Annotated in this window: 3 protein-coding genes (2 of these 3 running past the window's edge); all 3 read right to left on the bottom strand. The window is 73.6% G+C overall.

Annotated features, from left to right (window positions below):
- Tightly spaced (each overlapping or abutting the next), the 3 genes in view from ACLQ28_RS14920 to ACLQ28_RS14910 form a layout consistent with a single transcriptional unit that may run on beyond the window.
- Positions 1-590: the 5' portion of an SDR family NAD(P)-dependent oxidoreductase gene (locus ACLQ28_RS14920; protein WP_425686862.1), read on the bottom strand. It extends 10,870 nt beyond the left edge of the window; 590 of the gene's 11,460 nt are visible here — the first part of the coding sequence; the start codon lies at positions 588-590; the stop codon falls past the left edge of the window.
- Positions 587-11,899, bottom strand: coding sequence for an SDR family NAD(P)-dependent oxidoreductase (locus ACLQ28_RS14915; protein WP_425686861.1), 11,313 nt, complete (start codon positions 11,897-11,899; stop codon positions 587-589). The genes ACLQ28_RS14920 and ACLQ28_RS14915 overlap by 4 nt, the downstream gene beginning before the upstream one ends.
- A protein-coding gene (locus ACLQ28_RS14910) for an SDR family NAD(P)-dependent oxidoreductase (RefSeq protein ID WP_425686860.1) crosses the window boundary here: on the bottom strand, positions 11,896-16,598 show its final stretch. It continues 7,939 nt past the right edge of the window; the window shows 4,703 of its 12,642 coding nt (coding positions 7,940-12,642); its start codon lies beyond the right edge, outside the window; the stop codon is at positions 11,896-11,898. Before ACLQ28_RS14910 ends, ACLQ28_RS14915 begins: the two co-directional genes overlap by 4 nt.

Here is a 16,598-nt window from a genome sequence, read left to right as displayed (position 1 = left end):
AGCCCGGTCAGGGCGGCCCGCGCTTCGTCGGTCAGTCGGAGGCGGCCGAGGCTCTCGCCGTCGCCCACCCAGACCTGCTCGACGCACCGCAGCGCGGGCTCCCGCGCCAGCAACGGGTTGGTGGCGAGCTGTCCGGCGTCGCGGCTGCGCCCAGCCCGCAGCCCGTCGAGGTCCAGCGTGGACACCTCGGCGAGCCGGTCGCCGTCGCGCAGTTCGGCGGTGACGCTGAGCCGGGACTCCGCGTCCACCTCGTACCGGCTCTCGACCAGGTGTCGGCCCTCGCGCTCCGCGACGGTGACTGTCACCTCGGTGGCCGCGCCCGGGTCCAGCACGACCGGTTCGTGGAACGTCAGCCCGCGCAGGTGCCGCGGCGTGCCGCCGGCTCGGGTCAGCTCCAGCGCGAGGGAGCAGTGCGTCACCCCGAGCAGGACCTGCCGGCCGAAGACCTGGTGGGCGCGGAGATACGGGTCGTCGTGCCGGAAGGTACGGACGACTGTGGTCGGCGGTGATTCGAGGAGTGCCTTCACCTCGTCCCGGGAGAGCCGCCCGGCCCGGAAGTCGGCGAGAACGGCACGGATGTCGGTGTTCATGCCCGCTCCTTGCTCAGACGGACGACCGCAGCCGCCGCGTGGTCCAGGTCGACGTGCCCGTCCTGAAGCAGGTCGAGGAGGTCGTCGAGGCTCTCCGCCGGGGCGGTGACGGGTTCGCCGAGCCGGTAGCGGCGGCGGGTGAACCGTGGCGGCGGCAACGGTGACCGCGAGCCCGCCGCGCCCTCGTACTGCTCGACGACCACGTGCGCGTTGGTCCCACCGAACCCGAACGCCGACACCCCGGCGCGCCGCGGCGCCCCGTCCCAGGGCTGCGTCTCGGTCACCGGGAAGAACGGCGACTCGGCGAACCGGAACCGCGGATGCGGGCGCACACAGTGCAACGTCGCCGGGAGCACACCCGTCTGGACCGCGAGCACCGCCTTGATGAAGCCCACGACCCCGGCGGCCCGCATGAGGTGACCGACGTTCGACTTCACCGACCCGATCCCGCACCGGCCGTCGAAGACCCGCGACGCCGCCCGCACCTCGATCGGATCTCCCAGCAGCGTCCCCGTGCCGTGCGCCTCCAGATAGCCGATCGACTCGGCGGGTACGGCGGCGTCCACCAGAGCCGCCCGCAGCACCGCCTCCTGACCCTCCGGGCTGGGCACCGTCAGGCCCATGGTGCGGCCGTCGTTGTTCACCGCACCGCCGCGCACCACCGCCGCGACACGGTCACCACCGGCGACCGCGTCCGGCAGCCGGCGCAGGAGCACCAGACCACCGCCCTCACCGAGCACCAGCCCACGCGCGCTCTCGTCGAAGACCGCGCACACGCCGTCGGGCGCCAACGCCCCGGCCTCGCTGAATCCGACGTGCAGATCCGGCCCGATGATCAGCTCCACCCCGCCGGCGATCGCGACGTCGCACTCCCCGGCCCGCAGGGCGCGGCAGGCCGCATGAATCGCGACCAGCGCGGAGGAACACGCCGTGTCGATGGTCTGCGCCGGCCCGCGCAGGTCGAAGAAGTCCGACACCCGGGCGGCCATCATGTTCGGAATGGCGCCCACCAGGGCGTTGCGGCGGCTCTCCGCCGGCAGGTCGGCGATCCGTCCCCGCAGGTACGGGCTCTCGCCGCCGCCGATGAACACGCCGGTCCGGGAGCCCGCGACCTCGTCCGGCCGGTACCCCGCGTCGACGAACAGCTCCGCCGCCAGTTCCAGAACCAGCCGGTGATGCGGGTCCATCACCAGCGCGTCAGCCTCGGCGACACCGAAGTAGCCCGCGTCGAAGTCGAACGCCCCGTCCACGAACCCGGCCCACTTCGAGTACGACGAGTTCGGCCGCTGCCGCGTCGGATCGAAGACCGCGCCGACGTCCCACCGGTCCGCCGGCACCTCCGACACCAGACACCGGCCCGCCACCAGGTTGTCCCACAACGCCCGCACCGAAGCGGAGCCGGGGAAACGCCCCGCCATCCCCACCACCGCCACCGCGTTGTCCGGATGCGGAGCGGGAGGGGCCACGCCAGCCGGCAGCGCCGCTGCCCCGCTGCCCGACGACGCGGCGTCGAAGGACGGCCCGGCCGATGGCGTCGGCATGGTCTGCGCCAGGTGCGTCGCCAACGCGGCGATCGTCGGGTGCTCACTGACCGCGCTCGGCTCGACGACAGTGTCGAAGCGCGCCTCCAGGCGGTTCAGCAACGTCATCATCAGGATCGAGTCCAGGCCGTACGCGGACAGGTCCTCGTCCGGATCCAGCTCGGCCACGTCGACCTTCAGCACGTCGGCGCAGACCCGCGTCACGTCGGCGCGCAGGGCACCGTCATCGGCCGCAGCGGGCGGCGAAGTCGCCGCAGGCGTTGCGATCGAGTCGCGATCCGGCCCGAGGGCTGGGGCGGTGGTCAGGCCGAGGCCGACGCGCAGCCGGGCGGGGTCGCCGTACAGGAAGCGCACCTGGGGATCGGGAGGCTCGCCGGTCAGGACGGCGGTCAGCACGGCCAACCCTTCGACGGGCGGCAGAGGACGGGTGCCGGCCGTCTCCCACAGCCGCTTCCGCAGCGTCGCGTCGACCGTCATGCCGCCGCCGTCCCACAACGGCCAACCGACCGACACCGTCACGCCACCACGCCGGCTCGACCGCCACGCCGCGAACTCGTCGAGGAACCGGTTCGCGTACGCGTAATCGGCCTGGCCCACATTTCCGAGGGCGCCCGCCAGCGACGAGAACAGCACAAAGCGGTCGAGGTCGAGATCCGCTGTGGCCTCGTCCAGCCACCGCGCGCCGGCCACCTTCGGGCCGCACACCGTCGCCACGTCCACCGCCGACTTGCCCGCGACCAGGCCGTCACGCAGCACTCCGGCCGCGTGCACGACGACGTCCAACCGGCCGAAGCGCTCCCGCGCGGCCGTCACCGCCGCGAACGCCTCCGCCCGCACCGACACGTCGCCCCGCACGAACGCCACGGACGAGCCCAGGCCCGCGAGCCAGGCCGCGTCCGGCGCCGAGCGGCCCACCGCCACCACCCGCGCGCCGCCCGCCACCAGATGCTCGACCACCAGCCGGCCCAGCCCGCCCTGACCGCCGGTCACCAGACACACCTTCCCGACCGGCGGCTCCTGCCCGACCGGAGCGGTCGTCTCGCGCCAGCGCAACACCTCACGTCGTACGCCGAGGTAGCGGACCTCGACCTCGCCGCCCTCGCCGCTCAGCCGCCGCAGGAGCCCGGGATCCGCCACCGCGTCGTCGTCGATCCGCACCGCGCCGAACGCCAGGGCCGGGTGCTCCTGCCGGACGGTACGGGCGAATCCGGCCACCGCGGTGTGCTCCGGCGACGCAGCGGGATGCGCATACACCAGCGACACCGGGCGCCGCGACCGCGCCCAGGCCTGCGCGAGCGACAGCAGCGAGCCCATCGGATCGGCGGGCTCGCCGGGCGGCAGGGACCAGAGGTGCAGCACGGCCGAGGGTTCGTCGCCCCGAGCGGACAGCGCCTCCCGCACCATGCGGTGGTCGTCCACCGACAGTGGGTCCACCTCGTACTCCACGCCCGCGACCACCTCCCGGTACCGGTCGCCGGGCCGCACCAGCACGACGCCGGGACCGACCCGGCGGCGGTCGTGGTCGAGCAACAGAGTCGGCACGGGGGCCGACCCGGGCGCGGGGGCCGCGACCCAGTCCCCGGCGAAGAACAGCGGCCCGCCGCCGGCGGGTACGGCACGCAGGGCCAGGCCGCGCAACTCGACGCGGACGTCACCGTGGTCATCGGTGACGCGGACGTCGTACCGCCGCTCGGACTGCGTCCCGCCACGCGCGACCACGTGGGCGTACCCGGTCTCCGGCGTCGGACCGACCATCACCACCTCGGCGACGGCGAACGGCACGTACACCGTCGCGTCGCCCGCGGCCGACGGCTCATCCCATGCTCCGGCCACCGCCTGTAGGGCGCCGTCCAGGAAGGCCGGGTGCAGGTGGTAACCGGTGTCCGTCCGGCGGTGCTCGGGCAGTTCCAGGCGGGCCAGCACCTCACCCGGCCCGCACCGAAGCTCCCGCACGGCCCGGAACGAGGGCCCGTACCGCAGCCCGGCCGCGTCGAACGCCGCGTAGTAGGACGCGGCGTCCCGGCGGTCGGCGCACCGCTCCCGTACCTCGTCCAGATCGACAGGTTCCGGCTCGGACGGGATGCCGGTTTCGGCGTCGAGACGACCGTGCGGCACCCCGTCGGTCTCCCACTGGATCCGCAGCCGTCCGCCGACGGCGCGCACTGTGGTGTGCAACGACACCGGGTCACCGTCGACCTGCACCGGACGGGCGAGGACGACGTCGCGGAGCCGCCGCACCGGGCCGTCGCCAGCGGCCTCGGCGGCCTTCCGGGCGATCTCCAGCAGCGCCACCGCGGGCAGGGTGGGCCTTCCCGCCACGACATGGTCGGTGAGGGTGAACTCGCGTCCGGTCAGCTCCGTCCGGCCACCGTCATCCTCGAACCAGCACCGCGTCTCCGCGAAGGGGTACGTGGGGAGGGTGATCAGGTGGCCGGTCGGGTCCGGCCAGTCGACGTCCTCCCCGGCCGCCCAGGCGCGGGCCAGGCGGCTCGGCTCGTCCCCGGGCTCGGCGTCGTCCCGACCACCACGGAAGACTCCGGAGTCGTCGCCGACGGCGAACCCCGCAAGCGTCTGGGCGAGCGCGGCCGGGTCGTCCGCGACGATCGCGAGGCGTTCGGCCATCCGCTCCCGGCCGCTGCGCAGGGTGTACGCGACGTCGGCCAGCCGGATCGAGCAGTTGCCGCTCGGCAGCTGCCCCGTCACCGCGCGGACGGTGTCGGCGGGCCGGACGGTGCCGGTCCAGCCGTACCGGCCGCGCAGCCGTCCGGTGATCTCCGCGATGGTCACCTGGTCGACGCCGAGTTCGTCGAACTGCTCGTCGTCCGGCACCTCGTCCGCCGCCAGGCCCAGCACGGCGGCGACGACCGCTCGCACCTCGTCCACGGGTACGGGTTGGGCGGCGCCGAAGCCGCGCAGATGGTCGGCGAGCCGACCGGCGTACACCCGCAGCCGCTCCTCGGTCCGGGCCGACAGCACCACGACCTCCGGGCCGGGTGCCGGTGCCGGCGCGGCCTCCACCGGCGCCCATTCCTCGACGACGACGTGCGCGTTGGCGCCGCCGGCGCCGAAGGAGGAGATGCCGGCCCGCCGTGGCAGGTCCGGTGGCGACTCCCAGGGTGCGAGCGAGCGTTGCAGGACGAACGGCGTGCCGGCCAGGTCGAAGCCCGGGTTCGGCGGGTCGCAGTGCAGCGTGGGCGCGAGTTGCCGGTGCCGCAGCTGGAGGATCACCTTGGTCAGCCCGGCGATCCCGGCGGCCGCCTCGAGGTGCCCGATCAGCGACTTGGCCGAGCCGAGCCCGCAGTAGCCGTGGGCGTCCGTGCTGCGGCGGAACGCGCTGGTCAGGCCGGCCACCTCCAGCGGATCACCCAGCTCGGTGCCGGTGCCGTGCGCCTCGACGAACGTGACGGTGGCAGGGTCGACGGCACCCTCGCGCAGCGCGGCGTCGATCACGTCCGCCTGCGCGTTCGGGTCGGGCACTGTGAACCCCCGGGTGGCACCCGCGTGGTTCATGGCGCTGCCGCGGATGACGGCGTGGATGCGGTCGCCGTCGCGGACGGCCGCGGACAGCGGTTTGAGCAGCACCGCCCCGACGCCCTCGCCGGGCACGAACCCGTCGGCGCCGGCACCGAAGCTGCGGCACCGTTCGGTGGGCGAGAGCATGCGGGCCTGGCTGAGGGTGCTGAACCGGCTCGGGTGCAGGTACAGGTTGACGCCGCCGGCCAGGGCCATCTCGCACTCGCCGCGCCGGATGCTGGCACAGGCCAAATGGACGGCGGTCAGCGAGGACGAGCATGCGGTGTCGACAGGCATGCTGGGGCCGTGCAGGCCGAGCACGTACGAGACCCGGTTCGCGATCGACCACGGCGCGGTCTGCGGGTGCACCGCGACCCCGCTGGCCCACCGCTCCGGCCCCCACAACAGATACGTGTACGTGGTGACGCCTGTGAACACGCCGACGCGTCCGCCCCGCTCCCGCAGCCGGTGCCGGGGGTAGCCGGCATCCTCGAACGTGGCCCACGCCGTCTGCAGGAACAGCCGTTCCTGCGGGTCGATGTTCTCCGCCTCGCGCGGGGAGATGCCGAAGAAGAGCGGATCGAACCTGTCGACGCCGTCGAGGAACGCCCCGGAGCGGCAGTAGGTCTTCCCGTCCACGGCCCGCAGCGGGTCCGGATCGTAGTACCTCTCGACGTCCCAGCGGTCGGCCGGCACCTCGGTGACGCAATCCCGGCCCTCCGCCAGGTTGCGCCAGAACTCGTCCAGGTCGGCGGCCTGCGGGTAACGGCCACTCAGGCCGATGACGGCGATCGGCTCCGCCACCGGCAGCTCGGGCGGCACGGCGACCTCGGCAACCGCCGCGTACGCGGCGACCTCGGCTGTCGCCGCGTACGCGGCGACCCGTGGGCCGTGCGTGGTTTCGAGGTGGGCGGCCAGCGCGGTGGGCGTGCGGTGCTCGTACAGCAGGGTGGTGGGCACCGTGCCGAGCCGGCGGGTCAACTCGTCGCTGAACCGTCGCACCAGCAGCGAGTCGATGCCCAGGTCGTTGAGGTCGGCGTCGACGGCGAGGTCGTCCGGGTCGACACGCAGCAGGCCGGCGAGCACCTCACGCACCACAGTCAGCATCCGGCCGGCCGGAGGTGCCGGTTCGTCAGTCGGAGCCGCCGCAGCGACCGGTTCGTCGAGGTGCTGGACGGCGACGGCCGCGCCGGGGCTGTCGTACATCAGCTCGGCGTGCCACCGCAGCGGCCGGGCGCCGTACAGCACCGCCGCCTCGCCATGCCCGCCAGTCAGGACCTCGTCCCACAGCCGCAAACCCTCGACGGTGGGCAGTGGGTGGCTGCCGAAACGTTCCCGGGCACGCCGCGCGGCCTCGCCCGAGGCCGACATGCCACCGGACTCCCAGAGCGGCCAGTGCAGCGCCACGCCGCGCCCGGGGCCGTGCCGGTCCGCCACGTACGCGGCCTGGTACGCGTTCGCGTACGCGTAGTCGGCCTGCCCGGCGTTGCCCAGCACGCCGGCCAGCGACGAGAACACCGCGAAGAAGTCCAGGGGCTCGCCGGCGGTGACCCGGTCCAGCAGCACTGTGCCGTCCACCTTGGCGGCCGTCACCGCGCGGATCTCGGTGTCGTCCTTGTCGCCGAGCAGGCGGTCCCGGTTGACCCCGGCGGCGTGTACGACACCGCGCAGCGGGCCGAACCGCTCGCGGCCCGCCGCGACGACCCGCCGAAGGCCGGCCTCGTCGGTCACGTCGGCCTGGAGGTACGTCGCGGCGTGCCGGGTGCCGAGCCACGCGTGCAGGTCCGCGTCCGCCGGGGAGCGGCCGACGAGCACGACGCGGGCGGCCTGGGACAGCAGGTGGTCGGCGAGGATGCGGCCGAGCCCGCCGGCACCGCCCGTGACGAGGTACGCCGCTCCCGCGCGCACCGGCAGGGCGGGCTCCGCGCCGGCACCGGCGGGAACGAGCCGGCGGCGGTGGCGGACGCCGTCCACGTACCGGATCTCCACAGTGTCCGGGGCGGCGAACTCGTCCCGGCAGATGGCGGCCAGTCGGCCGTGGGTCCCGGCCAGTTCGAGGCGCCGACCGGTGAACCGGCTGTCCTCCTGGGCGACGCTGCGCAGCACGGCCGTGACAGCGGTGTCGGCCGGCGCGGCGGGCGCGGTGTGGACGTACAGCAGACGCAACCGTTCCACAGCGGTGTTGCCCAAAATGGCGCGGAGCAGCCCGGTCAGCGGCAGCAGGACGTCGTCGACGACCCGGTCGGGCGCGGGCTGCGTCCGCCGAAGGTGGATCACGTCGAGCCGACCGCCCAGGTCGGTGACGAGCCGGCTCAGGTGCGCGGGGTCGCGCAGGTCGGCGGTGATGTCCCGGCCGACGCGCTGGTATCGGGATCCCCGTGTCACGACCACGGCGCTCGGGTCGGTGGCCCGGAACTCCTCGGCCAGCCGCTCGTCGTCGCCGATCAGCACAGTGGCGTGGGTGGTCTCGGCGGGGGCGGGGCGGGCGGTGGCCGGTTCCCACACCTGGCGCAGCAGCGTCGGTGCGGGCGGTTCCGAGTCGTCCGGGTCGGCCGGGCGCGGGACCGGCACGTCGGCGCCCCAGTACCGCTCTCCCGCGAACGGATAGGTGGGCAACGAGATCCGTCGGCCCGAGGGCATCCCGTCCGCGTCCCCGCCACGCACCCAAGTGGCTGCTTGCTCGTCCGGGGCCTGGCCATGCACCGGAACGAGCCCGTGGTCGCGCACCTCCGGAATGACGTCGTAGCCGTTCACCCGCGCGTCGACGGCGTGGCCATTCGCCTCCGGGTGCATGGCGCGGCCGCGAAAGACGCCGGGGCCCGTCGGCCCGCCGTCGGCGTACGCGGTCAGCGCCGTCCGCGCCTCGTCGACGTCCCGCGCCACCACCGCCAGCCGCTCGGGCATGGGCTCACGGCCCACCCGCAGGGTGTACGCCACGTCCTCCAGCGCCGGGCGTGCGGTGCCGAGGTGCTCGGCGAGTTGGCTCGCTGCGGCGGTGAGGCGGTCGGGGTTCTTGGCGGACAGGGTGATGACCTGCGGTGTGGCGGGCGCTGTTGGCACGGCGGGGGCCTGGTGTTCTTCGAGGACGAGGTGCGCGTTGACGCCGCCGTAACCGAAACCGGAGATACCCGCCCGACGCGGACCACCACCGCTATCCCATTCCCGGGTGTGGTCCAGGACCGTGAACGGGGTGCCGTCCAACCGGATGTACGGGTTCAGCGTGTCCAGGTGCAGATTGCCCGGCAACCGGCGGTGCCGCATCCCCAGCAGGACCTTCGTCAGCCCGGCCATCCCCGCCGCGGTCTCCAGATGACCAACATTGCTCTTCACCGACCCCAGAGCACAATGCGCACTCGTCGCCGCCCCATGACCCCACTGCTCGTACAACGTGCCGAAGGCCTGAGTCAGAGCCGTCGTCTCGATCGGATCACCCAACGCCGTACCCGTCCCATGAGTCTCCAGGAACGTGCACGTCGCCGGATCCAGACCAGCCTGCCGCCACGCCTTCACGATCAACCGAGCCTGAGCCGCAGTATTCGGAGCCGTCAACGACGCCGCCCGACCACCATGATTCACCGCACTACCCCGAATGACCCCGTACACGTGATCACCGTCGGCGACCGCCCGGGACAACGGCTTGAGCAGAATGGCCCCACAACCCTCACCCCGCACGTAACCATCCGCCGCGGCGTCGAACACCTTGCACCGGCCGTCCAACGCCAACATGCCGGCCTGGGTGAAGGCGATGTGCGCGGTGGGGGTCGCCATGACGTTGACGCCGCCGGCGATGGCAGCGCTGCACTCACCGCGCTGAATGCTGCTCACCGCACGGTGCACCGCCACCAACGACGCCGAACAGGCCGTGTCCACCGGCTCGCTCGGCCCGTGCAGGTCCAACAGGAACGACACCCGGTTGGCCAGGACGGAGTGGGCGATGCCGGTGGGCGTGTGCGGCTGGAGGCCCCGCCCGCCGGCCAGCATCAGTTCGAGGTAGTCCATGCCACCCACGCCGACGAACAGACCCGTGTCGGTGCCGGCCAGGTCGGAGGCCCGGTAACCGGCGTCCTCGATGGTCCGCCAGACGGTTTCCAGGAACACCCGCTGCTGCGGGTCCATCAGATCGGCCTCGGCGGCCGAAATACCGAAGAAACGCGGATCGAAGCGGTCCACATCGGACAGGAATGCACCCCAGCGCACCGGCGTACGGTCACCGCCGGTCCACGGGTCGCCGTACCACCGCCGCCAGTCCCACCGGTTCGCCGGGACCTCGCCAACCAGGTCCCGGCCGGCGGTCAGGTCCGCGAAGAAGCCCTCGGCGTCGCCCGAGCCGGGGAACACCCCGGCCAGACCCACGATCGCCACCGCGTCGCCGGGCACCGCGACCGGCGCCGCCTGCTCGCGCTCGGTCACCGCGACCGGCATCGCGGGTTCGTGCTCGACCACCGCGATCGGCATCGCGGGTTCGTGCTCGGTCACCGACACGCGCGGCGGCTCGGCGACCGGCTCGGCACCGTAGTGGTTGCGGAGCTGGTCGAGGTGGTCGCGGCGCAGGTGGTCGGCGAACGCCGCGAGCGTCGGGTACTCGAAGAAGACCGACGGCAACAGGTCGAGCCCCAACTGCTCGTTCAGCACGTTCGCCAGTTCGGTGAACGAGATCGAGTCGAAGCCGAACTCACTGAGATGGGCGTCGAGGTCGACGTCGGCGGGATCGACGTCGAGGACGGTGTGGACAGCGGCGAGCAGGTCCGCGCGAACCCGACCGGCGAGCCGGTCGGACGCATCGGCGGCGTCGGCCGAGCCGGCGCCTGTCGACTCCTGCGGGCCATCGGTCGCCGCGAAGGTCCACAGGATCCGGTCCCGGTCGCCGTGCAGCTCGACGATCAGCGGCTCGTCGGCCGCCAACGCGCGTTCGAACATGGCGAGGCCCTCGCCGGCGTCGATCGGCCTGATCCCCGCGACGGTACGCATCAGGCGCTGCGTGGCCTCGTCGATGCGCATGCCGCCGTCCGCCCAGTAGGGCCACGCCACCGACACGCTCCGACCCGACCGCACCCCCGCACGCCACCGCACGAACTCGTCCAGGAGCCGATTGCCGAACGCGTAGTCACACTGACCGGCATTGCCCAGCAGCCCCGCCACCGACGAGAAGCCGACGAACACCCGCACGCCATCAGCGGCCGTCGCCTCGTCCAGCCACACCGCCCCCCACACCTTCGCCGCCACCACCGACCGGAACCCGGCCACGGACTTCTCCCGCAGCCACCCGTCGGCCGTCACCCCGGCCGCGTGCACCACCCCGTCCACCGGGCCGAACCGTGCCCGCACCGACCCGACCGCCGCGATGACCTCCGCGCGTACCGACACGTCGGCGCGCACGAACACCACCGACTCGCCCAACCCCGCCAGCCACCGCCGAGCCGCCGCGTCCGGCTCCGACCGACTCAGCACCCCCACCCGCGCCCCGCGCCGAACCAGCAACTCGACCACCGGCCGACCCAGTCCACCCAGCCCGCCGGACACCACGAACACGTCACCCGCCGACACCGCGTCCGTACCCACGGCCCCGACCGGCACCCGCCGGTACCCCAACGCCTCCCGCCCCGCCGCACCGAACCGCACCTCGACCGCCGCGTCCTCCCCGGCGACCTCCGGCCACAACGCCGCAGCCAACGCCGCGCCGCGCAGCTCGCCAACGCCGACGACTCGCGGGCGCAGCCAGCCGCACTCCCGGGCCACGGACCGCGCGAGGCCGCCCAGTGCGGCACCCACCAGGGACCCCGGGTGCACGATGACGACCCGGACCGGGGTGTCCGAGGGCACCCGCGCGGCCGCGCGCAGCAGGCAAAGCAGGAACGCGACCTCCCGGTCGATCTGCTCCGGGCGCGGCGGGCGGTCACCTGGCGCATCGAGGTCAGAGACGAACACCACCGCATCGGGTACGCCAGGGGCGCACAGGTTCTCCCACAGCAGGCCGGCCTCCTCCGGCTCGGTGGGGGCGTCGACGAGCGACAGCCGGTCGACCGGCCAGGCACCGACGGCCCCGTGCAGGTCTCCGTCTCCGATCAGGGCCACGTGTCCGAGACGACGGCTCGCGGTCGCCGCCGACGGCGTCGGCTCCCAGACCTGGTGGAGCCGGACCAGGTCGTCCGCGCCGGAGGCCAGCGCCCGCAGCAGCGGCATCGCCTGCTCCGGCGTCAATTCGCCGGCGCGTACGCGATGTAGCACGTCGTCCACAGTCAGGGGCTCAGCGTTCACGACAACGTCTCCCACTCCCGCTTGACCTCGTGCACCTCGGCCTGGCCGGCGTGCAGCCGCCGCAGCAGCTCGGTGAGGCGTTCCTCGTTCGGCACTGTCGGCGGTGGCCCCGCGACGGGGGTGCGCGTGACCGGCCGCAGCACCACGTCGCCGAGCCGCACCAGTACCGCGCCGGAGTCGTCCAGCAGCGTGACGGCGAAGCGGGCCCGCCCCGCGGCGGGCACCACGTGGGCGTAGCGGACGTGCTCGGTGGAGGCGTACGCGTCCACGCTGCCGACCGTGAACGGGATCTGCGGCCCCGCCGTCCACGCCTCGGCCGACGGGAACAGGCCCGAGATGGCCTGCATGCCGCCGTCCACCAGCGACGGGTGCAGGTGTAGGCCGGCCGTCGGCGTCCCGTCCGGCAGTACGAGCTCGGCCAGCACCTCGTCCTGGGCGCAGTGCAGCGCGCGAATCGTCCGGAAGGTGGCGCCGTACCGGATGCCGGCGTCGGTGAAGCCGCGGTACAGGTCGACGCCGTCGACGCGCCGGGTGCAGCGCCGCAACACGGCGTCGACGTCGACCACGGGGTGCCGGGCCTGCACCACATCGGGGGCGACGACGATCTGTCCGGTCGCGTACGGGACGTGCTCATCGGCCGCCCGCGGGTCACGGACCGCGAAGTCCAGCACGCCGGGTCGAGCGCTCGCCGTCACGCCGACGTGCAGCATCCGGGAAGGGTCCACCGTCACCGCACGCGTCCAGGTGACCCGGCGAAGCCCCACCACAGGCGCCCCGGCCGCCACCTCCCCCGCGGCGCGGGCCAGTTCGAGCACTGCCGCCCCGGGCAGCGTCGGCGTCCCTGCCACGATGTGGTCCCGGACGTAGAACTCGGCGCCGTCCAGGTCCACGGCGAAGGGCTGACCGGGCGCGGCGGTGAGGTTCGCGGTGAGATTCGCGGTGATCATCGGGTGGGCGCGGCTGCCGGCCTCCCGGACGGCCGGGTCGGCCGGGTCCAGCCGGTACCGCTGGCCGGCGAAGGGATAGGTCGGCAGCGGCAGCCTGCGGCACGACTCCCCGGCGAACACCTGCCGCCACGACGGGTCGACGCCGGCACGGTAACCGGCGGCCAGCGCGGCGAGTGCGCCTTCGCGATCCGGGCCGCCGACCGCCTCGGCGCACCTCCGCTGCGCCTCCGCGATCGGCAACGGTTCCGCCGACTGACCTGCCGGGTCACCTTCCAGCCAGCCGCGCAGACCGTCGATCAGCCCAGCGGTGTCCCGGACCACCCACGCCGCACGGCGCCGGTGGTGTGCCCGGCCGACGAGGCTGGTGAAGGCGACGTCGCGGATCTCCGGTGCGGTCGCCGTCGACTCCAGCCAGCGCAGCAGGTCCTCCGCGCGGGTACGCAACGCCTGGTCGGTGTGACCGGAGAGGCCGACGAGGTAGCACGGCCGGGCCGATGGCTCGACCGGCGTGGCCGCCTCGACCGCCTGGCGTACGACGACGTGAGCGTTCGTGCCGCTGAACCCGAACGCGCTCACCGCGCCGTACCGGGGGCCGTGCGGCTCGTGCCAGGGCCGGGACCGGGTGTTGACGTAGAACGGGGTGTCCGGCAGGCCGATGAGGTCGTTGCCCTCGCGGAAGTTGAGGGACGGCACGTGCATCCCCTCCCGGACACAGAGGATGAGCTTGATCAGGCCGGCCATCCCGGCCGTGGCGAGGGTGTGACCGATGTTGGTCTTGACCGATCCGATCGCGCAGAACTCGGTGCGGTCGGTGTGCCTGCGGAACGCCTCGGTGAGCGCGGCGATCTCGATCGGGTCACCGAGCCGGGTGCCCGTCCCGTGCGCCTCCACGTAGCCGATGCGCTCCGGGCGTACGCCGAACCGGTCGTAGACCTCGGTCTCCAGGGCCGTCTGCGCCGCGCCGTTCGGCGCGGTGATGCCGTTGGTCTGCCCGTCCTGGTTGAGCCCGGATCCCACGACGACGGCGTGCACGTGGTCACGGTCGCGCAGCGCCGCGTCGAGCCGCTTGAGCACGACGACGCCGACGCCCTCGCCGGGCACGAAGCCGTCCGCACCGGCGTCGAAGGTACGGCAGGCGCCGGTGGGCGAGAGCATCTGCGCGCGGCTGGCGAGGTGGTAGAACAGCGGCGTGTTCATCACCATGACCCCGGCCACGACGGCGGTGTCCACCTCGCCCGAGCGCAGCGCCTCGGCGGCCATGTGCAGCGCGGTCAGCGACGACGAGCAGGCGGTGTTGACGGTGATGCACGGGCCACGCAGGTCCCACAGGTAGGAGAGACGGGCCGCGAGGATCGCCTCGCTGTTACCGAGGAACGCGTGTGCGCTCAGCGGCTCGACTGCTTCCACCGTACGCAGGTAGTCGTTGCCGTTGTAGCCGACGTACACGCCGCAGCGGCTGCCGGCGAGGTCCTCGCGTGCGTAACCGGCGTCCTCCAACGCCCGCCAGGTCTCCTCCAGCAGGAGCCGCTGCTGCGGGTCCATCCGTTCGGCTTCCTTCGGAGAGATGGCGAAGAACAGCGGGTCGAAGCGGTCCACGTCGTCGAGCAATGCCCCCCACCGGCTGTAGCTGCGGTCGGTGCGCCGCGGATCGGGGTCGTAGAACTCGGCGGCTGGCCATCGGGTCACCTCCCGCACCGCGCTGCGCCCCTCGATCAGGTTGCGCCAGAACCGGCCCAGGTCCGGGGCGTCGGGGAAGCGGGCCGACATGCCGATCACCGCGATCTCGGCGTTGCCCGGCACCGGCGGCGAGGCCGCGCTCGGCACGGGCGGCGAGGCCGCGCTCGGCACGGGCGGCAAGGCCGCGCTCGGCACCGACTGCGAGGCCGCGCTCGGCGGCGGCGCCGTGACGGGCGGACTCGTCGGCGGCGGCTCGGGCGGTGGCCGCAGGGCACCGGCGTGCTCCGCGGTGATGTGCGTCGCGAGGGCCGCGATCGTCGGATGGCTGAACATGTCGGTGGGATGCAGGGCGAGGCCGAGGTCGTGGTTGAGGCGGTTCACCACCTGGATGGCCACGACCGAGTCCACGCCGAGGTCGGTGTGCGCGAGGTCCCGGTCGAGCGTGTCCGGGTCCAGGCCGAGCACGTCGGCGAAGACCGCCGCCACCCGCCCGGCCACCCCGTCCGGCCGGACCGCCGCCCCGGCGGGGCGCGCGTCGTCCGCCGGGGCCGGCGGCGACACCGGCGGCTGCACTGGCGACTGCGCCAGCGGCGACGGCCGGTCCGCCCCGAGCGGTACGAACCCGTCGCTCGTCGCCGTGAAGACGGTCTGGTGGACGGCGTCCCAGGCACCGACGTGCTCGAACCCGGCCGTGTGCAGGGCTTCCCGCCACTTGCCCCGGTCCAGCAACGGCGAGTGTGGCAGCCGCCGGTCCCGGTCGTCGTGCCGCCACCAGCCGTTTAGCAGGCCGAACGTCAGCGTGGCGTACACCCGGTTGCGAGTGCCTTCGTTGACCACCAGGCGGCCGCCCGGCCGCAGCAATCGTTTGACGTTGGCCAACGTGGCCGCGACGTTCGCGGTGGCGTGCAGGACGTTGGCGGCCACCACGAGGTCGAATCCGGCGACCGGGAAGCCCTGCGTGGCCGGGTCGCGCTCGATGTCCAACTGCCGGCAGCGGACGCGGGAGTCACCGGCAAGCCGCTGCTCGCCCTGCCGGACGAAGGCGGCGGACACGTCGGTGTAGTGGTACTCCACCCGAGCATCGAGCACGTCCAGCACCCGGCGGGTGGTGGCGCCGGTTCCGGCGCCGATCTCCAACACGGTGACGGGCCGGTCGGCGTGCTGCGCAAGGGACGCGACGAACCGGGCGACGTCCCAGCCCACGAGCGTGTTGGCGTGGTCGGCGACCGGGTCGCCCGCATACACCGGCGCCACCAGATCGTCACGGCCGCCGGGGAACAACACCTCCTGCGGCGTCACCCTCCCGTCGAGAAGGTCCCGGTAGCGTGGCCACACCGCGTCCAGCAGACGCAGATACGGCGCCAGGGTGGGATGCCGGGCCAGGATGTCTGCCGACCGCCCCGGGAGGTCATCCAGCCGGCGGCCGTCGGTCACGGCCCCCGCCCGGAGCAGGTCGCCGTCGCGTCGCACCCAACCCGCGTCGGTGACCACCGCGAGGAGAGCGTCGACGAGGCGGACCTGACCGCTGGCCGCCAGCGCGTGCACCCACGCGACCGGCACCGCCGTGCCCGTGCTCGGCAGCAGACCCGCGTCGCGCAGCAGCCCGGCCACCAGGTCCGTGCAGTACTGCTCCAGGTCCCGCCAGCCGTCGGCGAGGGCCGCCATCGTGGTGGGGTCCGGTTCCGGGACGACCGAGTCGACGCCGGACGCGGGCACGCTGGACGCGGGCACGTTCGGCACGAGCACGGGTTCCGCGACGATCGGCAGGGTGCTCCGTAGCACCGCCGGCTCGGCTTTCACCGCGACCAGCTGTGGTAGCGCGGCGCTCAACGCCAAACGCATCGTGGCCAGGCCCTCGGGTGGCTCGATGGAGTGCACGCCGTCGGCGGCGAGACGTTGCCGGTAGGCCGCGTCGGCCACCACGCCGACGCTTCCCCAGTACCCCCAGTTGACGACGGTCACGGGGTGACCGAGCGCGCGCAGGTGCAGGCCGTACGCGTCCTGGAAGCCACAGGCCGCGGCATAGTTGCCCTGGCCACTGCTGCCCACGAAGGACTGCACCGACGAGAAGAACA

This window comes from Micromonospora sp. DT201, assembly GCF_049841575.1.
In the GTDB taxonomy this organism is placed as follows: domain Bacteria; phylum Actinomycetota; class Actinomycetes; order Mycobacteriales; family Micromonosporaceae; genus Micromonospora.
Note: the sequence above shows the minus strand (reverse complement) of the source record. Positions and strands in the feature narration are given on the sequence as shown.